The 20,123-nt window shown below is 69.9% G+C and carries 24 protein-coding genes and 2 tRNA genes; 3 read left to right on the top strand and 23 right to left on the bottom strand.

What is annotated here, in order from left to right; all coding sequences use genetic code 11:
* From VED21_RS23770 to VED21_RS23790, 5 genes are all read right to left on the bottom strand, one after another.
* Positions 1 to 276 (bottom strand): aspartate/glutamate racemase family protein (locus tag VED21_RS23770; RefSeq protein WP_324886696.1); only part of this gene is annotated, 276 nt, incomplete at its 3' end.
* A 5-nt stretch (positions 277 to 281) separates the two neighbouring features.
* Positions 282 to 1,103 (bottom strand): ABC transporter permease, encoded by an 822-nt coding sequence (locus VED21_RS23775; protein WP_324886698.1) that lies wholly within the window; start codon positions 1,101 to 1,103, stop codon positions 282 to 284.
* 3 nt (positions 1,104 to 1,106) lie between these two features.
* Positions 1,107 to 2,018, bottom strand: a complete 912-nt coding sequence (locus VED21_RS23780; RefSeq protein ID WP_324886701.1) for an ABC transporter permease — start codon at positions 2,016 to 2,018, stop codon at positions 1,107 to 1,109.
* A gap of 52 nt (positions 2,019 to 2,070) precedes the next feature.
* Positions 2,071 to 3,369 carry a PotD/PotF family extracellular solute-binding protein gene (locus VED21_RS23785; RefSeq protein WP_324886703.1) on the bottom strand — a complete coding sequence of 433 codons (1,299 nt, stop codon included), beginning with the start codon at positions 3,367 to 3,369 and terminating at the stop codon, positions 2,071 to 2,073.
* Between the two features lie 40 nt (positions 3,370 to 3,409).
* Entirely contained in the window at positions 3,410 to 4,303 is an 894-nt protein-coding gene (locus tag VED21_RS23790) for an ABC transporter ATP-binding protein (RefSeq protein ID WP_324886741.1), read from the bottom strand.
* A 460-nt stretch (positions 4,304 to 4,763) separates the two neighbouring features.
* Here VED21_RS23790 and VED21_RS23795 point away from each other — a divergent pair, with 460 nt between their 5' ends.
* Positions 4,764 to 5,426 (top strand): GntR family transcriptional regulator, encoded by a 663-nt coding sequence (locus tag VED21_RS23795; RefSeq protein WP_324886705.1) that lies wholly within the window; start codon positions 4,764 to 4,766, stop codon positions 5,424 to 5,426.
* 173 nt (positions 5,427 to 5,599) lie between these two features.
* Here VED21_RS23795 and adhE read toward each other — a convergent pair whose 3' ends face one another.
* The 3 genes from adhE to VED21_RS23810 form a co-directional block, all read right to left on the bottom strand.
* On the bottom strand, positions 5,600 to 8,260 hold the full coding sequence (gene adhE, locus VED21_RS23800) for a bifunctional acetaldehyde-CoA/alcohol dehydrogenase (protein WP_324886707.1): 2,661 nt from the start codon (positions 8,258 to 8,260) through the stop codon (positions 5,600 to 5,602).
* Positions 8,261 to 8,469: 209 nt separating this feature from the next.
* Positions 8,470 to 8,766 carry a putative quinol monooxygenase gene (locus tag VED21_RS23805; RefSeq protein WP_324886708.1) on the bottom strand — a complete coding sequence of 99 codons (297 nt, stop codon included), beginning with the start codon at positions 8,764 to 8,766 and terminating at the stop codon, positions 8,470 to 8,472.
* 14 nt (positions 8,767 to 8,780) lie between these two features.
* Entirely contained in the window at positions 8,781 to 9,764 is a 984-nt protein-coding gene (locus tag VED21_RS23810; protein ID WP_324886709.1) for an aldo/keto reductase, read from the bottom strand.
* A 93-nt stretch (positions 9,765 to 9,857) separates the two neighbouring features.
* Here VED21_RS23810 and VED21_RS23815 point away from each other — a divergent pair, with 93 nt between their 5' ends.
* Entirely contained in the window at positions 9,858 to 10,484 is a 627-nt protein-coding gene (locus tag VED21_RS23815; protein WP_324886711.1) for a TetR/AcrR family transcriptional regulator, read from the top strand.
* A gap of 76 nt (positions 10,485 to 10,560) precedes the next feature.
* A complete protein-coding gene (chrA, locus tag VED21_RS23820) occupies positions 10,561 to 11,970 on the top strand; it encodes a chromate efflux transporter (RefSeq protein ID WP_324886713.1) in 1,410 nt (469 codons plus the stop codon).
* Between the two features lie 46 nt (positions 11,971 to 12,016).
* Here the strand turns inward: chrA and VED21_RS23825 are convergent.
* The 15 genes from VED21_RS23825 to VED21_RS23895 form a co-directional block, all read right to left on the bottom strand.
* A tRNA-Phe gene (locus tag VED21_RS23825) sits at positions 12,017 to 12,092 on the bottom strand.
* 44 nt (positions 12,093 to 12,136) lie between these two features.
* Positions 12,137 to 12,212, bottom strand: a tRNA-Phe gene (locus tag VED21_RS23830).
* A gap of 91 nt (positions 12,213 to 12,303) precedes the next feature.
* A complete protein-coding gene (locus tag VED21_RS23835) occupies positions 12,304 to 12,489 on the bottom strand; it encodes a DNA gyrase inhibitor YacG (protein WP_324886716.1) in 186 nt (61 codons plus the stop codon).
* 24 nt (positions 12,490 to 12,513) lie between these two features.
* A complete protein-coding gene (locus tag VED21_RS23840; protein ID WP_324886718.1) occupies positions 12,514 to 13,680 on the bottom strand; it encodes a ribonuclease E/G in 1,167 nt (388 codons plus the stop codon).
* Positions 13,677 to 14,285 carry a Maf family protein gene (locus VED21_RS23845; RefSeq protein WP_324886720.1) on the bottom strand — a complete coding sequence of 203 codons (609 nt, stop codon included), beginning with the start codon at positions 14,283 to 14,285 and terminating at the stop codon, positions 13,677 to 13,679. Before VED21_RS23845 ends, VED21_RS23840 begins: the two co-directional genes overlap by 4 nt.
* 23 nt (positions 14,286 to 14,308) lie before the next feature.
* Positions 14,309 to 14,527, bottom strand: a complete 219-nt coding sequence (gene infA / locus VED21_RS23850; protein ID WP_324886722.1) for a translation initiation factor IF-1 — start codon at positions 14,525 to 14,527, stop codon at positions 14,309 to 14,311.
* Between the two features lie 116 nt (positions 14,528 to 14,643).
* The gene (locus VED21_RS23855) at positions 14,644 to 15,666 is read right to left on the bottom strand and encodes a lytic transglycosylase domain-containing protein (protein WP_324886724.1); all 1,023 of its coding nucleotides are present in this window, start codon (positions 15,664 to 15,666) and stop codon (positions 14,644 to 14,646) included.
* 120 nt (positions 15,667 to 15,786) lie between these two features.
* Entirely contained in the window at positions 15,787 to 16,074 is a 288-nt protein-coding gene (locus VED21_RS23860; protein WP_324886725.1) for a HigA family addiction module antitoxin, read from the bottom strand.
* A gap of 15 nt (positions 16,075 to 16,089) precedes the next feature.
* Entirely contained in the window at positions 16,090 to 16,368 is a 279-nt protein-coding gene (locus tag VED21_RS23865) for a type II toxin-antitoxin system RelE/ParE family toxin (RefSeq protein ID WP_324886727.1), read from the bottom strand.
* 63 nt (positions 16,369 to 16,431) lie between these two features.
* On the bottom strand, positions 16,432 to 16,893 hold the full coding sequence (locus VED21_RS23870; protein WP_324886729.1) for a low molecular weight phosphatase family protein: 462 nt from the start codon (positions 16,891 to 16,893) through the stop codon (positions 16,432 to 16,434).
* 13 nt (positions 16,894 to 16,906) lie between these two features.
* A complete protein-coding gene (locus tag VED21_RS23875) occupies positions 16,907 to 17,389 on the bottom strand; it encodes a UPF0262 family protein (protein ID WP_324886731.1) in 483 nt (160 codons plus the stop codon).
* Positions 17,386 to 18,693 carry a histidinol dehydrogenase gene (gene hisD / locus VED21_RS23880; RefSeq protein WP_324886733.1) on the bottom strand — a complete coding sequence of 436 codons (1,308 nt, stop codon included), beginning with the start codon at positions 18,691 to 18,693 and terminating at the stop codon, positions 17,386 to 17,388. The genes VED21_RS23875 and hisD overlap by 4 nt, the downstream gene beginning before the upstream one ends.
* Complete coding sequence (hisG, locus tag VED21_RS23885; RefSeq protein WP_324886735.1) at positions 18,677 to 19,363, bottom strand: ATP phosphoribosyltransferase; 687 nt, start codon at positions 19,361 to 19,363, stop codon at positions 18,677 to 18,679. The genes hisD and hisG overlap by 17 nt, the downstream gene beginning before the upstream one ends.
* 106 nt (positions 19,364 to 19,469) lie before the next feature.
* Positions 19,470 to 19,832, bottom strand: coding sequence for a hypothetical protein (locus VED21_RS23890; RefSeq protein ID WP_324886737.1), 363 nt, complete (start codon positions 19,830 to 19,832; stop codon positions 19,470 to 19,472).
* An 83-nt stretch (positions 19,833 to 19,915) separates the two neighbouring features.
* On the bottom strand, positions 19,916 to 20,123 hold a 208-nt coding region (locus VED21_RS23895; protein WP_324886739.1), incomplete at its 5' end, for a hypothetical protein.

Below are 20,123 nucleotides of genomic sequence, written 5' to 3' on the forward strand. Positions count from 1 at the left end.
CGGCGCACGGGCGAGGCTGCGCGCCGCCTCCAGCCCCGTGTCGTCGAAGCAGGCGATGACGTACCCGTCCACGCCCGCCGCCTCGCCCCGCGCGATCTCCTCCAGCAGGCCGGGCACGGCGAACGCTTCGTCGTAATAGCCCTCGATCGACGCCGGGCCCATGGCCGGGTTGACGGCCTCGACCTCGGTGCCCGGCGCCGCCACGGCGCGGGCGGCGGCGCCGATGCGCGCGGTCATGGAGGCGGTGGTGTTCGGGTTGACGACCAGGATCCTCATGGCGCTCACCCCCGCTCCCGCATGCGGCGCAGCAGCAGCACCGCGCCGATGCCCGCCCCGATCACCACGAAGGAGAACACGGTGGTCAGCGTGCCCAGCGCGTACAGCACCGGCGTGGTGACGTTCGTCGTCATGCCGTAGATCTCCAACGGCAGCGTGTTGAAGGAGCCGGCGGTCATCAGGCTGCGCGCGAACTCGTCGTAGCTCAGCGTGAAGCCGAACAGCGCCACGCCGATGATGCTGGGCAGCAGGATGGGCAACACCACGTGGCGCACCGTCTGCCACGGCCCGGCGCCCAGGTCGCGCGCCGCCTCCTCATAGCTCTTGTCGAAGCGGTTGAAGATGGCGAAGACGATCAGCAGGCCGAAGGGCAGCGTCCACGTCAGGTGCGCGCCGAGGGCCGAGCTGTACCAGGCCGGCTCCACGTCGGCGATGGTGAACAGCAGGCCGATGCCCAGGCTGACCAGGATGGACGGGATCACCAGACTGGACACCGTCAGGTAGAACAGCGCCGTGCTGCCGATGAACCCGCGCCGGAAGGCGAAGCCCGCCGTCACCGATATGACCACCGTCAGCGCCATGACGATCACGCCCAGCACCAGGGAGCGCCGGAACGATCCGCCGAAGTCGCCCACCGCCTGCTTCTCGAACAGGTTGGCGAACCAGTGGGTGGAAAAGCCGTTCATCGGGAAGGTCAGGCCGCCGTCCGGCCCCTGGAAGGACAGGATGGCGATGGTCACCGTCGGCCCGTACAGGAACAGCACGAACAGCGCGAAGAAGCCGCCCAGCAGGTAGAAGGACAGGCCGCGGGGGGTGCGGGTGCGCATGGCCTAAAGCTCCTTGCGGATGTCGACGATGCGCAGCATGGCGACCACCATCAGGAGCACGACGGCCAGCAGCACCACCGCGTTGGCCGCCGCCGCCGGGTAGTGCAGCAGCGCGATCTCGTTGGCGATCATCAGCCCGACCGACGCACTCTGCCCGCCGCTCATCAGCCGCACGGTGATGAAGTCGCCCATCACCAGCGTGACCACGAAGATGGAGCCGATGGCGATGCCCGGCTTGGTCAGCGGCAGGATCACGTTCCACAGGATCTGGGCACCGCTGGCCCCGGCGTCGCGCGCCGCCTCGATCAGCGCGCGGTCGATGCGCATCATGGCGTTGAAGATCGGCACCACCATGAACAGCGTGTACAGGTGCACGAACGCCAGCACGACCGAGAAGTCGGAGAACAGCAGGAACTCCAGCGGCCTGTCCACCACGCCCATGCCCAGCAGCGCTTGGTTCAGCAACCCGTTGCGCCCCAGGAACGGGATCCACGAGATCATGCGGATGATGTTGGACGTCCAGAACGGCACGGTGCAGACCAGGAACAGCACCATCTGCCACGTCACCGTGCGCACGTGGAAGGCCAGGAAGTACGCCACCGTGAAGCCGATCAGCAGCGTGAAGACCCAGGCCAGCGCCGCGTAGCGCAGCGTGTTCAGGTACGTCTTCCAGGTGACGGGGGAGCCCAGCAGCTCCTCGTAGTTGGTCAGCACGAAGTCGGGGATGACGCGCACGCTGTCGTAATCCCAGAAGCTGACCACCACGATGGTCACGATGGGCACCACCAGGAACACCAGCAGCGTCAGCGCCAGCGGTGCCGCCTGCAGGTACGGCGCCACTGGCAGCCGGCGCCGGAACGCGCCGCCGCGCCGGGCCTGCGCGTCCGCCGTGGTCGGATGGACGGTTGCGGTCATGAGGGCTCCTCAAAGCCCCTCCCCCGCCGGAGGCGAGGGAGGGGGTGTCACGTCACGCGGCGATGAACTCGTTCCACTTGCGGACCATGTACCGGTCCTCGTCCATCACGGCGTTCCAGCAGGCGACCGCGCCCATGCGGTCGGTGAAGGAGCCGCCGTCGCGCACCGCGCCGGCCTTTTCCATCACCTTGCCCTCGGGGCTGAGGATGTCCTTCTGCGCGGGCTTGCCTTCCATCCAGAAGCCCCACTCGTCCTCGCTCATGTGCTGCTTGGCGGTGTCGAGCACGGCGGAATAGTAGCCCTGGCGGTTCAGGTAGGCGCCGACCCAGCCCGACAGGTACCAGTTGATGTATTCATACGCCGCCTCCAGCTCCAGGCCGGTCAGGTGCTTGGCGATGCCCAGGCCGCCGCCCCACGCGCGGTAGCCTTCCTTCAGCGGCTGGTAGACGCAGGGGATGCCCTTGGCGCGCACGGCGGCCACCGCCGGCGACCACATGGACTGGATGACCACCTCGCCCGACGCCATCAGGTTCACGCTCTCGTCGAAGCTCTTCCAGAAGGCGCGGAACTGGCCGGCCTTCTTGGCCTCGGTCATGATCTTGATGGTCTTGTCGATCTCCTCCTTGGTCATGTTGCCCTTGTCGCCGTACTTCACCTCGCCCATGGCCTCGCAGACCATGGCGGCGTCCATGATGCCGATGGAGGGGATGTTCAGGATCGACGCCTTGCCCTTGAAGGCGGGGTCCAGCAGGTCCTTCCAGGTGGTGATCGGCCGGCCGACCAGATCGGGGCGGATGCCCAGCGTGTCGGCGTTGTAGATGGTGGGGATCAGCGTCATCCACTGCGTCTGCTGCTTGGCGAAGGTCTTGGCGTCCTTGCCCTCGACGAAGCTGACGGTGTGCGGGGCGGTGCCCTGGGCGACGGTGCTGCCGGGCGTCAGCTTGCCGTTCACGAAGATCGGCACGATCTTGTCGAAGTACTTGATCTTCGACACGTCCATCGGCTGCAGCACGCCGGCCGGGAAGACCTTCTTGCAGATCCAGTATTCGATGTCGGCGATGTCGTAGGACTTGGGCTGCGACACGGCGCGCTGGGTCACCGCGTCGGAATCCAGCGCCGTCATCTGCAGCGTGAAGCCCAGATCCTCCTTCACCTTGTCGGCGACAGCGTTCAGGTTGGACACGCCGGTGCCGAACTGGCGCAGCGTGACGTTCTTGATGTTCTGCGCCCAGATGGTGGGGAAGCCGGTGATGGCCCCCGACCCGGCGGCGACACCCGCGGCGGCGGCCGCACCCTTCAGCACGGTGCGGCGCGACAGCGCGGTGGGCTTTCCGGCAATGCTCTTCGTCATGAATGTCACTCCGTCTGGATCGCAGGGGGGAAAAGAAGGATCAGGCCTGGAGGCGGTGGACGTCGGCGTCGCGCCACGCGGCGCGCACCCGGGCACCCACGCCGAACGGCGCGGCGAAGAAGCGGGCCTCGTCCATCACCACGGTGAACTCGTCCGCCCCCGGCACGGCGAGGCTGAGCTGGACGGACGATCCGTGGTACTCGAACGCGTTCACCGTGCCCTCCACGTGCAGGACGCCGTCGGGCGGCGGAGCGTCGGCGCCGGTCAGCGCGATGCGGTCGGCGCGCAGGGCCACGGGGCCGAACGGTTCGTGGTTCAGCACGTTGTGGCCGCCGATGAAGCGGGCGACGAAGGCCGTGCGCGGCGCGTTGAACAGGTCGCGCGGGGCGGCCGCCTGCTCGATCCGGCCGGCGTTCATGACGACGACCAGATCGGCCAGCGCCATCGCCTCGCTCTGGCTGTGCGTGACGTGGATGAAGGTGATGCCCAGGTCCGTCTGCAGCCGCTTCAGCTCTTCCCGCATGCGGTCGCGCAGGAAGGGGTCGAGCGCCGACAGCGGCTCGTCCAGCAGCAGCACGCCCGGTTCGGTGATCAGCGCGCGCGCCAGCGCCACGCGCTGCTGCTGCCCGCCCGACAGCTGCGCCGGCAGCCGCCCGGCGTAGGCGCCCATGTGGACCTTCTCCAGCATGGCCTGCGCCCGCTCCCGCCGCTCCGCCTTCGGCATGCCGCGCATCGTCAGGCTGAAGGCGACGTTGTCGACGCAGTCCAGGTGCGGGAACAGGGCGTAGCTCTGGAACATCATCGCCGTGCCGCGCCGGGCCGGGGGCACGTCGTTGACCACCGTGTCGCCGATCAGGATGTCGCCGGAGCTGACCTCCTCATGCCCGGCGATCATGCGCAGGGTGGAGGTCTTGCCGCAGCCGCTCGGCCCCAGGAAGCAGCATTAGGACCCGGCCGGGATCTTCAGGTCGATGCGGTCCACGGCCACCGCGCGGCCGTACACCTTGCTCAGCGCGATCAGTTCGACGGCGGCACCGGTGCGCATGGCGGCCTCTCTCCCCGTTCCTGCGGATTGTCGACAATCTGCATTCCGGTTCAGCAGGAAGCGTGCCAACTGCATTTCGGCGGGAATTCAGGCGTTCGATGTCATCTGCGCGAATGAAGTGCCGCTTTTCGCGTCGCCATGGCGAAAAGCGCGGCATCCTGGCGGGAGTTGGTGCAGATCAGCCTTGTCTAAGAAGGCTGGCAGCCGCCCCTGTGATTGTCTACAATCCAGGCAGAACAATCTTCACCGCTGGAGCGTCCTCATGGCGGCCCCTGCCCGGAAAGCGCCGGGAAGCACGGTTCGCGGCCCCCGCCGCTCGCCGGTCCGTTCGCCGGTCCAGGACGGCATCGTGCAGAGCATCGCCGACGCGATCGCCGACCGCCGCCTGCCGCCCGGCACCAAGCTGACGGAGGAGCGGCTGACCCAGATCTTCGGCGTCAGCCGGGCGCGCATCCGCGCGGCCCTTGCCGCCCTGGCGCAGATCGGCGTGGTGGAGCTGCGCCCGAACCGCGGCGCCTACGTCGCCCGCCCGTCGGTGCGCGAGGCGCGCGAGGTGTTCGAGGCGCGCCGCATCGTGGAGCGCGGGCTGCTCGACCGCCTCACCCGCTCCGGTCCCCTGCCGGCGGAGGCGCTGGCGCGCCTGCGCGCGCATCTGGCGCTGGAAAAGGCGGCGGAGGCCGCCGGCAACCGGGCGGCCTCGATCCGCCTGTCCGGCGACTTCCACCTGCTGCTGGCCGATCTGGCCGGCAACGGCACGCTGGCCGCCTTCCTGGACACGCTGGTGCGCCAGTCCTCGCTGGCCATCGCCGCGCTGGAGGTGCGCCCCGCCACCGACTGCGCCGCGCACGAGCACGAGGCGATCGTGGAGGCGCTCGCCACCGGCCACGCCGACCGCGCGACGGACCTGATGATCGAGCACCTGGGCGCCGTGGAAGACCGCCTCGCCCCGGACGCCGCCGTGCCCGACGTGGACCTGTTCGCGGTGTTCGGGCGGGCGGGACTGGCGGGGTGAGAACGCCAAGAGCCCCTCTCCCTTGACGGGGCGACGCCGAAGGGCGTCGCGGTTGGGGTGAGGGTGGTTACGGGCGGATGGCCGGAAGAGAGGCTCTTTGTCCCGCCTCCGGCGGTAAATACCCCTCATCCCAACCCTTCTCCCTCAAGGGGAGAAGGGCTTGTCGGCCGTCCTTACCGCGAGTGCACCAGCTTCGCCCGCGCCTTTACCGGCGCCGCGGCGTCTTCCTGCTCCGACGGTTCCACGTAGGCGCGGCCGTAGTAGCTGTCGAGCAGCAGTTGGCGGATCTCCGCCACCAGCGGGAAGCGCGGGTTGGCGCCCGTGCACTGGTCGTCGAAGGCGGCCTCGGCAATCGCATCCACCTTGGCCAGGAACTCCGCCTCCGGCACGCCGGCCGCCTGGATGGAGGCGGGGATCTCCAGCGTGCGCTTCAGCTCCTCGACCCAGGCCACCAGCTTCTCCACCCGCTCGTGGTCGCGGCTGCCGCCCAGGCCCAGATGCCTGGCGATCTCGGCGTAGCGCGCGACACCCTTCGGCCGGTCGTACTGGCTGAAGGCGGTCTGCTTGGTGGGGATGTCGGCGGCGTTGTAGCGGATGACGTTGGCGATCATCAGCGCGTTCGCCACACCGTGCGGCAGGTGGAACTCCGCCCCCAGCTTGTGCGCGATGGAGTGGCACACGCCCAGGAACGCGTTGGCGAAGGCGATGCCGGCCAGCGTGGCGGCGTTGTGCACCCGCTCGCGCGCCACCGGGTCCTTGGCGCCGTTGACGTAGGCGGACGGCAGGTGCTCCTTCAGCAGCTTCAGCGCCTGCAGCGCCTGCCCGTCCGTGTACTCGTTCGCCACGACGGAGACGTAGGCCTCCAGCGCGTGGGTCACCGCGTCGATGCCGCCGGCCGCCGTCAGGCCCTTGGGCATGTCCATCACCAGATCGGCGTCGACGATCGCCAGGTTGGGCGTCAGTTCATAGTCGGCGATCGGGTACTTGACGCCCGTGCGCTCGTCGGTCACCACGGCGAACGGCGTCACCTCCGACCCGGTGCCCGAGGTGGTGGGGACGGCCACGAACTGCGCCTTCACGCCCAGCTTGGGGAAGGTGTAGATGCGCTTGCGGATGTCCATGAAGCGCAGGGCCAAATCCTCGAACGCCACGTCGGGGGCCTCGTACATCACCCACATGATCTTGGCCGCGTCCATGGGCGAACCGCCGCCCAACGCCAGGATCACGTCCGGCTGGAAGGCGTTGGCAAGCGCCAGCCCCTTGCGCACCACGGCCAGCGTCGGGTCGGCGGCGACCTCGAAGAAGGTCTCCACCTCCAGCCCCAGGCCCTTGAGGATGCCGACCGTTTCGTTGACGTAGCCGTTCTCGAACAGGAAGCGGTCGGTGACGATCAGGCAGCGCTTCTTGCCGCGCAGTTCCTCCAGCGCGAAGGGCAGCGAGCCGCGGCGGAAGTAGATCGACTTCGGCAGCTTGTGCCACAGCATGTTCTCGGCCCGCTTGGCGACCGTCTTGCGGTTCAGCAGATGCTGCGGACCGACGTTCTCGGAGATCGAGTTGCCGCCCCACGACCCGCAGCCCAGCGTCAGCGACGGGGCCAAGCGGAAGTTGTACAGGTCGCCGATGCCGCCCTGGGACGACGGCGTGTTGATCAGAATGCGGGCGGTCTTCATCCGCTCCCCGAACACGCGCACGCGCTCCCCCTGCAGGTCCTGGTCGGTGTAGAGGGCCGAGGTGTGGCCGATGCCGCCCAGCGCCACCAGCGCCGCCGCCTTGTCGCAGGCGTCCGTGAAGTCCTTGGCGCGGTACAGCGCCAGCGTGGGCGACAGCTTCTCGTGCGCGAAGGCCTCGGCCTCCGTCACGTCCTCCACCTCGCCGATCAGAACCTTGGTGCTGGCCGGCACGGTGATGCCGGCCATGCCGGCGATGGTGCGGGCCGACTGGCCGACGATGTCGGCGTTCAGGTGCCCGTCCTTCAGCAGCACCCCGCGCACCGCGTCCGCCTCCTTGGCCGACAGCACGTAGCCGCCGTGGTGGGCGAAGCGGTCGCGCACCGCGTCATAGACGGCGCCCACCACGATGGCCGACTGCTCCGACGCGCAGACCACGCCGTTGTCGAAGGTCTTGGACATGAGGATGGAGGCGACGGCGCGCTTGATGTCCGCGAACTCGTCGATCACCGCCGGGGTGTTGCCCGCCCCCACGCCGATGGCCGGCTTGCCCGAGGAATAGGCGGCCTTCACCATGCCCGGCCCGCCGGTGGCGAGGATCAGGTTGATGTCCGGGTGGCGCATCACCGCGTTGGACAGCTCCAGCGACGGCTCGTCGATCCAGCCGATGATGTCCTTGGGCGCGCCGGCCGCCACCGCCGCCTCCAGCACCAGCCGGGCCGCCTCGCAGGTGGCGCGCTTGGCGCGCGGGTGGGGGGAGAAGACGATGCCGTTGCGCGTCTTCAGGCTGATCAGCGCCTTGAAGATGGCCGTGGAGGTCGGGTTGGTGGTGGGGACGATGGCGCAGATCAGGCCCACTGGCTCGGCGATCGTCATGATGCCGGCGTGGCGGTCCTCCTCCAGCGTGCCGCAGGTCTTGTCGTCCTTGTACTTGTTGTAGATGTATTCGGACGCGAAGTGGTTCTTGACGACCTTGTCCTCCATCACGCCCATGCCGGTCTCCTCCACCGCCAGCTTGGCCAGCGGGATGCGCGCGTTGGCGGCGGCCAGGGCGGCGCTGCGGAAGATGCGGTCGACCGCGTCCTGGGAGAAGTCGGCGAAGGCCTTCTGCGCCTCCTTGACGCGGGCGACGAGGGCGTTGAGTTCGGCGAGCGTGGTGACTGACATGGTGATCGTTCCGCCTGACTGTGCGCGTGGCAGGGCCACCGGGGACCGGGCCTGTTCGGCGACGCGCGGGAAAGGGTGTGGACGGGCCGTCATGGTTAACGGCCGTCCGATGGGCGGACAATGGACGCACGAACGGCGCCCCACGATGACTCAGGTCAATTGCCGGAAGGTTGGCCCTCTTCCTGTCACAGGGGGCCAACGCCGGATGCTCATGCCGCGAACAGCGGCTCGTGCCGCACTGGCCGGGTCTCGCGCGCCAGGCCGCGGGCGAAGTAGGCCTTTGTGTGCTCCATCGCCATGTGCGCGTCGAAGGCGGCCTGGTCGGCGAAGTGCTCCCACAGCACGAACACGCCCGGCTGGCCGCGCACGCGCATCACCTGGAACATGCGGCACCCCGGCTCGCGCACCGTCGCTTCGCACAGGGTGCGCAGTGCCTCGGCCAGTTCGACCTCCTTGCCGGGGACGGCCTCGATGGTGGCGGTGACGACGACGTCGTTCTCGGTCATGCCAATCTCCCGGCTCATGCGTTCAGGCCCTTCATGCCTTCGGCGGGATAGCGGTCGCCCGCCGCGGCACCGCGCGGCAGCGCCGCCGACAGCGCGGCCACCTCTTCCGGCTTCAGCCGCAGCGTGGCGCCGGCCACGTTCTCCTCCAGGTACTTGATGCGCTTGGTGCCGGGGATCGGCAGCACGTCCGGCCCCTGCGCCAGCAGCCACGCCAGCGCCACCTGCCCCGGCGTGCAGCCCTTGGCCACCGCCAGCCGCCGGACGTCCTCCACCAGCCGCAGGTTGGCGTCGAGGTTCTCGCCCTGGAAGCGCGGCGACAGGCGGCGGAAGTCGCCCTCCGCCAGTTGATCCGGATTGGTGATGGCCCCCGTCAGCATGCCGCGGCCCAATGGCGAGTAGGCGACGAGGCTGACCCCCAGTTCCCGGCAGGCCGGCAGCACTTCGTCCTCCACGTCGCGGGTCCACAGCGAGTACTCGCTCTGCACCGCCGCGATGGGGTGGACGGCGTGGGCGCGCCGCAGCGTCGCCGCCGACACCTCGCACAGGCCGATGGCCCGCACCTTCCCCGCACGCACCAGCTCCGCCATGGCGCCCACCGTGTCCTCGATGGGCACGTCGCGGTTCAGGCGGTGGGCGTAGTAGAGGTCGATCGTCTCGACCCCCAGCCGCGTCAGCGACTCCTCGCACGCCCGGCGCACGTAGTCCGGGCTGGTGTCGATGGTGCGGGCGTATTCGCCGGGCTTACGGACGATGCCGAACTTGGTGGCGACCACCGCCCGCTCCCGCTTGCCGGCCAGGAAGCCCGCCAGCAGCCGTTCGTTGTGGCCGGAGCCGTACATGTCGGCGGTGTCGAAATGGGTGACGCCCAACTCCAGCGCCCGCTCCAGCGTCGCCAGGGACTGGGCGTCGTCGGTGGGGCCGTAGAACTCGGACATGCCCATGCAGCCGAGGCCGATCGCCGAGACGGCGATCCCGCTTCCCAAAGTGCGCTTTTCCATACGCTTTCCCCCTCCCGTGCCGCGCGGCCTTGGATTACCCTGGTCCGGCGGAACATCTACACTACACCGTGCAGTGTACTTCACGAGGAATGGATGTCAACGGATCCTGTCGCTGCCCCCGCCGCCACACGCGGCGACGCCAAGCGCCGGTCGGTGGTCGAGGCGGCGACGCGCGCCTTCCTGACCCAGGGCTATGGTGCCGCGTCCATGGACGCCATCGCCGCCGACGCAGGGGCGTCCAAGCGCACCGTCTACAACCACTTCCCCAGCAAGCGCGACCTGTTCCGCGCGGTCGTGGCACGCCTGTACGAGGACCTGAACGCCCAGGACGGCGGCCGCCTGCCCGCCGACCGCGCGCCGGAGTCGGCGCTGCCCGCCTTCGCGCACGGCCTGCTGGCCCACCTGCGCCGGCCGGAGGTCACCGGCCTGCTGCGCCTCGTCATCGCCGAGCACCGGCGCTTCCCCGAGCTTGCCCAGGACCTGCTGAAGGAAGGAAAGGGGCCGGCCGTGGCGCCGCTGGCCGCCTACCTCGCCGCCCAGCACGCGCGCGGGACGCTGGCGGCGCCGGACCCGGCCATGGCCGCCTCGCTCTTCCTGGGCGGCGTCAAGGAACAGCTGTTCTGGCCGGGGTTGCTCGGCCTGCCGGTTCCCGACGACGGGCCGGTGGTTGCCGCGGCGGTGGAGGCGTTCCTGCGCGCGCACCGCCCCGCCCCGCCGTAAGACGAACGTTGCGCGGAGCCCCCGTGTTGGAGGATCTCTAAAGGCACGTCCACGAACGCCGCCGAGGAGACCGCCGATGGCCGACGCAACCCCCACCCTGGACGCCGCCGCGCCTGTCCGTCCGGACGGCGGGCACGGGGTGAGCCTGGGCGAGGCGACGCGGGTGTGGGCGCGCATCGCGGCACTCAGCTTCGGCGGCCCGGCCGGGCAGATCGCCGTCATGCACCGCATCCTGGTCGAGGAGAAGCGCTGGATCGGCGAGACGCGGTTCCTGCACGCGCTGAACTACTGCATGCTGCTGCCGGGGCCGGAGGCGCAGCAGCTGGCCGTCTACATCGGCTGGCTGATGCACCGCACGGTGGGCGGGCTGATTGCCGGCATCCTGTTCGTGCTGCCGGGCGTGCTGGCGATCATGGCGCTCAGCGTGCTCTACGCCGCCTTCGGCAACGTCGGCGTCGTGCAGGGGCTGTTCTTCGGGCTGAAGGCGGCGGTGCTCGCCGTCGTGCTGGAGGCGGTCATCCGCATCGGCAAGCGCGCGCTGAAGAACCGGGTGATGCTCGGCCTTGCCGCCGCCGCCTTCGTGGCGATCTTCTTCTTCGGCGTCCCCTTCCCCCTCATCATCCTGGCCGCCGGCCTGATCGGCTTCACCGGCGGGCGGCTGGGGCACCCGGCGTTCCTGGTCGGCGGCGGGCACGGTGCGGCCGGCGGAGCGGTCGTGGCCGACGCCGACAGCCTGCTGGGCGAGGCCACGCCGGCCCACGCGCGCCCGACGCTCGGCTGGTCCCTCAGGGTCGCCGCCGTCTGCCTGCTGCTGTGGCTGGGGCCGGTCCTGGCGCTGCCGCTGGCGCTGGGGTCGGGCAACGTGTTCAGCGAGATCGCCGTGTTCTTCTCGAAGATGGCGGTGGTCACCTTCGGCGGCGCCTACGCGGTGCTGGCCTACGTGGCGCAGCAGGCGGTGGAGACCTACGGCTGGCTGAAGCCCGGCGAGATGCTGGACGGCCTGGGCATGGCCGAGACGACGCCGGGGCCGCTGATCATGGTGGTGCAGTTCGTCGGCTTCATGGGCGCCTTCCGCGAGCCCGGCGCGCTGCCGCCGATGCTGGCCGGCACGCTGGGCGGGTTGCTGACCACCTGGGTGACCTTCGTGCCCTGCTTCCTGTGGATCTTCCTCGGCGCGCCCTTCGTCGAGGCGCTGCGCGGCAACCGCGCGCTGGGCGGTGCCTTGTCGGCGATCACCGCGGCGGTGGTCGGCGTGATCCTGAACCTGGCGATCTGGTTCGCCCTGCACGTCCTGTTCCGGCAGGTGGCGGAGGTTCGATTCGGCCCGATGGCCCTGGACGTCCCGGTCCCCGCCTCCATCGACCCGGCGTCGCTGGCGCTGACCGTCGCTGCCCTGCTGGCGGTGTTCCGTTTCAAGCTGGGGATGCTGACGACGCTGGCCGCCTGCTCGGCCGCCGGCCTGCTGCTGAACCTCGCCACCGGATGAGGGCGGCGGGCCGAAGCCTGTGCAAGGCGATCTTTGGGAGAGAAAGTGGTGCCCAGGGACGGGATCGAACCGCCGACACGGGGATTTTCAGTCCCCTGCTCTACCAGCTGAGCTACCTGGGCATCCGACGGCGGGCCATCGAAAAGCGCCACCGCATGGAAGAGAATGGTGCCCAGGGACGGAATCGAACCGCCGACACGGGGATTTTCAGTCCCCTGCTCTACCAGCTGAGCTACCTGGGCTTACCTGCCGAACCGGCGGGCTGGGCCGCCGTGGCGTCTGGTGGAGGCGCTTATAGGCAGATCGCTTGGCCCTGTCCAGCCCCTTCGTCACCTATTCGTCATCGGACCCGACATTTTTTCCGGGACCCTCCGGCGGCTCCTCCGTCTCCACCCGGTAGACGCCGCCCAGCCAGCGCGACAGGTCCACGTCGGCGCAGCGCTTGGAGCAGAACGGGCGGAACGCCGCCTCCTCGGGCCGCCCGCAGATCGGGCAGCCACCCTTCGATGCCTTGCTCATAACCTTCCTCTACAGATCGCCGCCCTAAAGATCGTCGGAGAGCGACAGCAGGTCGGCCAGGGCCGTGCCCCGCCGGGCGCGCGTCATCTCCACCAGCCCCAGCTTGGACATGCCGTACACCTGGGTCTGCGACGGGTCGTCCGCAACCGCGTGCGCCAGCGCGTTCAGCACCCGCTCCGGCTCGCTGCGGCCCTTCATGTTCACGAAGTCCACCACGATGATGCCGCCGACGTTGCGCAGGCGCAGCTGGCGGGCGATCTCCTCCGCCGCCTCCAGGTTGACGTCCAGCGCGTTGCCGCGCTCTCCCGCGTTGACGTCGACGACCGTCAGCGCCTCCGTCCGCTCGATCACCAGCGAACCGCCGCCGGAGAGGTCCACCCGCGTGCCCACCAGCCCGGCGATCCGTGAATCGAGGTCGCGCATCTCGAACAGGCCCGGCGTCCCGTCATAGGGTGCTATTCGGCCCGCAAGGTCCGGCGCCATGCCCTCGCACCAGCGCACCAGCGTACGCAGCAGCTCCTTGCCCTGTACGGTGATGGCGGGCGCCGCGGCACCATGCTCGACCAGCGCGCGGGTCGGCGCGTCCGGCCCGGCGCGCAGCAAGGTGGGTGCCGGCCCCTGCACCGAATCGGCGATGGCCCGCCACGCGAGGCGCAGCGAATCGGCCTCCGCCGTCAGCTGGTCGGGCGTAGCGGTGGCGGCACCGGCGCGGGCGATCCAGCCCTCCCCCACCAGCACGGACTCCAGCCGGCGAATCAGCTCGGCCCGCGCCGGCCCGGTGCCCAGCCGTTTCGACACCGCCACGCCGCGCGCCAGCGGCGCGTGCACCAGGAAGCGGCCGGGCAGCGTCACGTCCATGGTCAGAGTCGGCCCCTTGGCGCCCACGGCGTCGGCCTTCACCTGCACCAGCACCGGCTGCCCCGTGCGCAGCAGCGTGCCGATGCGCTCCACCCTGCCTTTCGGCCCGCGCGCGTCCGCCGCGATCAGCAGACCCGACTTGCCGGTGCCCAGATCGACGAAGGCGGCGTCCAGCCCGGTGACGATCCGCTCGACACGGCCGAGGAAGACCGCGCCCAGCAGCGACGGGCGGCCGGCGTGGTCGATGTACAGGTCGGTCAGGCGCCCGTCCGTCAGCACGGCGGCGCGGGTCAGCGGGCCGGAGCGGTCCGCCAGGATGTCGATTCGGCTCACGAGAGAGGATAACCGGCGCCGTGCAGCAACGTTGCCACCTCGTGCAGCGGCAGCCCCACCACGTTGCTGTAGGAACCGCCGATCCACCGCACGTACGCCGCGGCGCGGCCCTGGATGGCGTAGCCGCCGGCCTTGCCGTGCCATTCGCCGGACGCGATGTAGGACTCCACCTCCTCGTGCGACAGCGCCTTGAAGGTCACGTCGGTGCGCACGAGGCGGTCCAGCACGCGCGGCGGCTGCCCGTCGGCGCCCGGCGCCAGCAGGACGACGCCGCCGTACACGCGGTGGCGGCGGCCGGACAGCAGGTCCAGGCAGGCGCGCGCCTGCGCTTCGGTTTCCGCCTTCGGCAGGATGCGGCGGCCGCAGGCGACCACGGTGTCGGCGGCCAGGACGAAGGCGCCCGGATGGCGCGCGGCGACGGCCTCGGCCTTGGCGGCGGCGAGGCGCGCGGCGTGGCCGGGCGGCAGTTCGCGCGGCAGCGGCGATTCGTCGACGTCGGCGGGATCGACCGCGGCCGGAACGACGCCGATCTGGCGCAGCAGATCGAGACGGCGGGGCGACGCCGACGCCAATACGAGAGGATGCGCCGCGGGGGCGTTCGCCATGTTGGACCTGGACCTGTTTCGGCTTATTTGAAGCGGAACGTGATCCGACCCTTGGTCAGATCATAGGGCGTCATCTCGACGTTGACGCGGTCGCCCGCCAGCACGCGGATGCGGTTCTTGCGCATCTTGCCCGACGTGTGCGCCAGCACCTCGTGCTCGTTGTCGAGCTTCACGCGGAACATCGCGTTCGGCAGCAGCTCGACCACCACACCGGAAAATTCGATCAAGTCTTCCTTCGCCATAAGCCAAACCCACAGGTCCGTCCTGGTTTTCGCGGCAATAACTGACCTTACGGCGGCGCCGGGTCAAGTGGGTTTACCATCTCCGCCCGCCGCGCCGGCCTTGCTGCTCGCGTGGCTCAGCTCACGGTGCCGTCGCCCTCCTCCGCCGGGGCCGCGGCGGTGCGGAAGGAGGCCAGCGGCGAGGCGCCGCCGTCCAGCGGCGTTGGCGGTTCGGCGGCGCGCGCGATGGCCGCGAACATGTCGCGCTGCTCGGTCTCCATGCGGCGGACGAGGCGCGCCACGGTCTCCTGCGCGGTCAGCGCCCGGCCCGACGCGCGATCGTGGAACAGGTTGTGGTTGGCCTTGGCCGCGTTGGGCAGGATCTCGGCCGCCACCGCGCCGGGCTGCGCCTCGGCCGCCTTGATCAGCTTGGCGGCTCCGCCCACGCCCATGACGTAGGCGATGCGGCTCTCGGTTTCGGTGACCGGGCGCTTCAGGCTGCGTTCCAGCCGCTCGCGCCCCTCGGCCAGATAGCGCGCGGCCATGCCGGCGGCGACGTCGGGGTCGTGGCGCAGCTCCAGGATCTGCTTGCGCGCCGCCGGGTCCTTGACCACCGGCATGCCGTTGCGGCTTTCCACCTGCCGCGCCAGATCGCCCAGGCCGTAGGCCGATCCGTGCCGGCCGATCAGGCCCAGCCACGTGCGCTCCAGGAACTGGAAGGGACCGGCGGCCGAGCTGGACTTGTTCTTGGCGGTGGCGTCCAGGCCGCTTTCCTGCGTCGCCTGCGCCAGGATGGCGGTGAAGCTGTGCCCCGACAGGCCGGCCACGCGCTGGCTCGCCTCGACGATCCGGCTGGTGGCGGGGGTCTGCGGCAAGAGCACCATCAGCGGATCCGGCTTCACGCCCGGCGTCGGCGGCATCGCCTGCCCGTTGGCGAGCTGGAACGGCGGCTCCGGCTTGATGCCGGGCAGCGGCGGCATCCTCTGGCCGGCGATGGAGCGGCTGGTGTCCGGGCGTGCCGCACCCGGCCGCCCGGCGGCCGGACTCGCCACCTCGGCCATGACGGCCCGAAATCCCGCGCCGCCCGCGCCGGCGGGGGGCGGCGCCGGCTCCGGCTTGCGCTCGGGGATCGGAACGACGGGAGGCTGCGCGACCTTCATGATTTCCCGACGCCGAGGGTGCGGCGCCGCCTGCTCCAGGACACTGCGCTCATAGATAGCACGGAAGGTTAAGAATGTCCTGAATTGTGCGGCGGCGTTGCCGGACGTTCCCGCTCCTTGTCACGCCGCGCGCGGCGACACCTCTCGGTCGATGGTGTCGCCCGTCTGGTTCCGTGCGAGCGAAAGATCGTAGGCCTGCTGGAGGTTCAGCCAGAACTCCGGCGTCGTGCCGAAATAGCGCCCCAGCCGCAGAGCCGTATCTGCGCTGACCCCCCGCCGCTCCTTCACGATCTCGCCGATGCGTGTGGCCGGCACCCGCAACGCCATGGCCAAGGCATGGGCACTGAGCCCGAGTGGCTCCATGAACTCTTCCCGCAGCACTTCCCCCGGATGCGTCCTCACGCGCATGAGCGACCTCCAGCCCTAGTGATAATCCACGATCTCGACGCCCTCGGCCCCTTCATCGCCCCACCGGAAGCAGATCCGCCACTGATCGTTGATCCGGATCGAATGCTGGCCGGCTCGGTCTCCTTTCAGCGCTTCCAGGCGGTTGCCGGGTGGCGAGCGCAGATCGCCGAGGGACCGGGCAGCATCCAGCATGTCGAGCTTTCGCATGGCAACCCTGGCGATGTTGGCGAAGCGCGGAACGCTCCGCCCCTCGAACAACGCCCGCGTGTCGGCATCGCGAAAGCTCAGGATCATGGCTTAAGCTAGTACGCCCATCGCTGCACGACAAGCGTTGAACGCACAGCGTTCAATTCCGCGTCATACCGTCGGCCCGCGGGTCAGCGGGAAGCGTTCCTTGATGCGGTCCAGCAGTCCGTCGCGCACCTTGCGGTAGGCGTCCAGCATGGCCTCGCGGTTGCCGTCGACCAGGGTCGGGTCGAAGGTGTTCCAGAACTCCACGTCGCAGGCCATGGTGCGCGTCATCTCGATGGCGCGGTGCTGCGCCTCGGGCGACAGCGAGATGATGAGGTCGAAGGAGGTGTCCTCCAGCTCCTCGAAGGTCTTGCAGACGTGGCGGGAGAGGTCGATGCCCATCTCCTCCATCACGGCGACGGCGAAGGGGTCGACCTCATCGCCGTCGCGCACGCCGACGGAATCGACGAAGATCCGCTGGCCGTGGAAATGGCGCAGCAATCCGGCCGCCATGGGCGAGCGGATCATGTTGTAGGTGCAGGCGAACAGGACACTGGAAATCGGGGGCGGCTGTCGTACCGGAGCCATTCCGCCGCCACCCTCAGCCGCGGATGTGCAGGACGCAGATCAGCGTGAACAGGCGCCGCGCCGTCTGCAGATCCAGGTCAACCTTGCCGGCCAGCCGCTCGCGCAGCACTTCCGACCCCTCGTTGTGCAGGCCGCGCCGGCCCATGTCGATGGCCTCGATCTGCGAGGGCGTGGAACGCTTGATGGCGTTGTAATAGCTCTCGCAGATCAGGAAGTAGTCCTTCACGATGGTGCGGAACGGCGACAGCGGCAGCATGATCTTGGTCAGCGCCGCGTCGTCCTCGCGCCGGATGTCGAGGACGAGGCGGTTGTCCTCGATCGACAGGTGCAGGTGGTACGGCCCATCGTCCGGGTGCTCGCACGGGCAGAACTGGTTGTCCTCCAGCAGGTCGAAGATGGCGACGGCGCGCTCGTGCTCCACCTCCGGCTTGCGGCGGACGACGGTCTTTTCGTCCAGCGTGACGTGGACGATGCGCCGGGGCGAGCGTCCGCTCACGCCGCACCTCCCGTCGGCAATCGCAGCGCCACCGACAGCGCGTGCGCGTCCAGCCCCTCGGCGCGCGCCAGCGTCACCGCCGCCGGCCCGATCGCCTGAAGGCTGGCCGGATCGCAGGCGACGAAGGTCGTCCGCTTCATGAAGTCGAGCACGTTGAGGCCCGAGGAGAAGCGCGCGCTGCGCGCCGTGGGCAGCACGTGGTTGGGGCCGGCCACATAATCGCCGATGGCCTCCGGCGTGTGGCGGCCCAGGAAGATGGCCCCGGCGTTGCGCACCCGGGCGGCCAGCGCGTCGGGATCCTCGACGGCCAGTTCCAGGTGCTCCGGCGCCAGCCGGTCGATCAGTGCCGGCGACTCGGCGTCCAGGTCGGACACCACCACGACGGCGCCGTGCTCGCGCCAGCTCTCGGCGGCGATGGCCGTGCGCGGCAGCGTCTCCAGGTGCTTCTGGACGGCCTTCTCGACGGCGTCGGCGAAGTCCGCGTCGTCGGTGATCAGGATCGACTGGGCCGAGGTGTCGTGCTCCGCCTGGCTCAGCAGGTCCATGGCGATCCAGGCCGGGTCGTTGTGCCGGTCGGCGACCACCAGGATCTCCGACGGGCCGGCGATGCTGTCGATGCCGACCACGCCGTACACCTGCCGCTTGGCGGCGGCGACGAAGGCGTTGCCGGGGCCGACCACCTTGTCGACCGGCCGGATGGTCGCGGTGCCGTAGGCCAGCGCGCCCACCGCCTGGGCGCCGCCGACGCGGTAGATCTCGCTCACGCCCGCGCGCCGCGCGGCCGCCAGGACCAGCGGGTTCAGCTTGCCGTCGGGCGTCGGCACGACCATGACGATGCGCTCCACGCCCGCCACCTTGGCCGGCATGGCGTTCATCAGCACCGACGATGGGTACGCCGCCGTGCCGCCCGGCACGTACAGGCCGACCGCCCCCACCGCCGTCCAGCGCGCGCCCAGCCGCACGCCCTGGGCGTCGTGGTAGTCCAGCGCCTCCGGCTTCTGGTTGCGGTGGAACGCCTCGATCCGCTCGGCGGCCACGTCCAGTGCGGCCAGCTGGTCCTTCGGCACGCGCGCCAGCGCCGCCTCGACCTCGTCGGCCGGGATGGCGAGCTGGTCAGCGGTCAGCGTCAGCCGGTCGAAGCGGGCGGTGTAGTCCAGCAGCGCCGCGTCGCCGCGCGCGCGGACGTCCTCCAGGATGGCGTGCACGGTGGCCTGCACGTCCTCGCTGACCTCGCGCTTGGCGTGCAGCAGCCCCTCGAAGGCCTGGGCGAAAGCGGCGTCCTTGCTGTCAAGCCTGAGCGGCATTCACGGCCTCCCGGAACTTCCCGATCCACGCTGAGATTTCGTCCGGCCGCGTCTTGAAGGCGGCGCGGTTGACGATAAGGCGGGAGGTGACGTCGGCGATGTGCTCCACCTCCTTCAGCCCGTTGGCCTTCAGCGTCGAGCCGGTGGAGACCAGGTCGACGATGCGCCGGCACAGCCCCAGCGTCGGCGCCAGCTCCATGGCGCCGTTCAGCTTCACGCACTCCGCCTGCACGCCGCGCGCGGCGAAGTGCTTGCGGGTGACCTCCGGGTACTTGGTGGCGACGCGCACGTGGCTCCAGCGCTCCGGGTCGTCGCCCTCGGCCAGCGCCTCCGGCTCGGCCACCGACAGGCGGCATTTGCCGATGCCGAGGTCGAGCGGCGAGTAGATCTCCGGATAGTCGAACTCCATCAGCACGTCGTTGCCGGCCACGCCCAGGTGCGCCGCGCCGAAGGCGACGAAGGTGGCGACGTCGAACGAGCGCACGCGGATGATGCTGAGGTTCGGCACGTTGGTGGCGAAGCGCAGGAAGCGGCTGTTCTCGTTGTCGAACTCCGGCTCCGGCACGATGCCGGCGTGCGCCAGCAGCGGCCGCAGTTCCTTCAGGATGCGACCCTTGGGCAGCGCCAGTACCAGCGCGTCGTCCGGGGTGTTCCGGCTATCGGCGGGCAAAGAACTCTCTCCTCGGCAGATCCGCTGGCCGGATAGATAGCACATTCCACGCCGCCGTCACGCGTTACGGCGTGCGGGCGTGGTATGCCGGGGAGAAAGGCGGGCGCTACTGCACCCGCACCACGCGGAAGGTCCGCATCTCGCCGTCGTGCTCGGTGATGGAGACGTATTCGCCCTGCGTGAAGGTGTGGCGGTCGAAGCGGAAGATCGGCTCGTCGCCCTCGTCCTCGTCGTCGCCGTCGTAATGGAAGGCCCAGCGCGTGCCCCGGTGGATCAGGCGGCCGCGCTGGTCATCCTCTCCGCGCCAGAAGCGGTGGACCGTGCACTTGTCGCGGCTGGCGCGCCACTCGTCGGCGTCGAAATGTCCTTCGGCGTCGAGCGGGGCGGTGAACTCGTAACCATGCTCGCCGCTGCCGTCCGGGTGGTCGGGCGTGCGGGCGAGTTCCAGGCGGATCTTCCGGAGCGGCAAGGGCGTCCTCCATCATCAGCGCGGGCCGTTCTGCGCCGGGACGATCCCCGGCGCGCCCGTCTTCTCCGCCAGATTAATCGTTTTCAGGCCGCCATGTTCCGCGGCGCGTACAGATCCTTGTGGTGCGACAGGTAGCCCCGCAGCACCCCCACCAGCGCCGCCGCGTGGCGGGCGTTTCCGTGGGCGCAGGCGTTGGCGATGTCGTCGCGGATGAAGGCGGCGATCCGCCGCCGCCCCTCCGGGTCGTGCTCCAGGCAGCAGCCGAGTTCCACCGCCAGCATTTCCGGCAGG

It is taken from the genome of Azospirillum sp., from assembly GCF_035627195.1.
Taxonomy (GTDB): Bacteria; Pseudomonadota; Alphaproteobacteria; order Azospirillales; family Azospirillaceae; genus Azospirillum.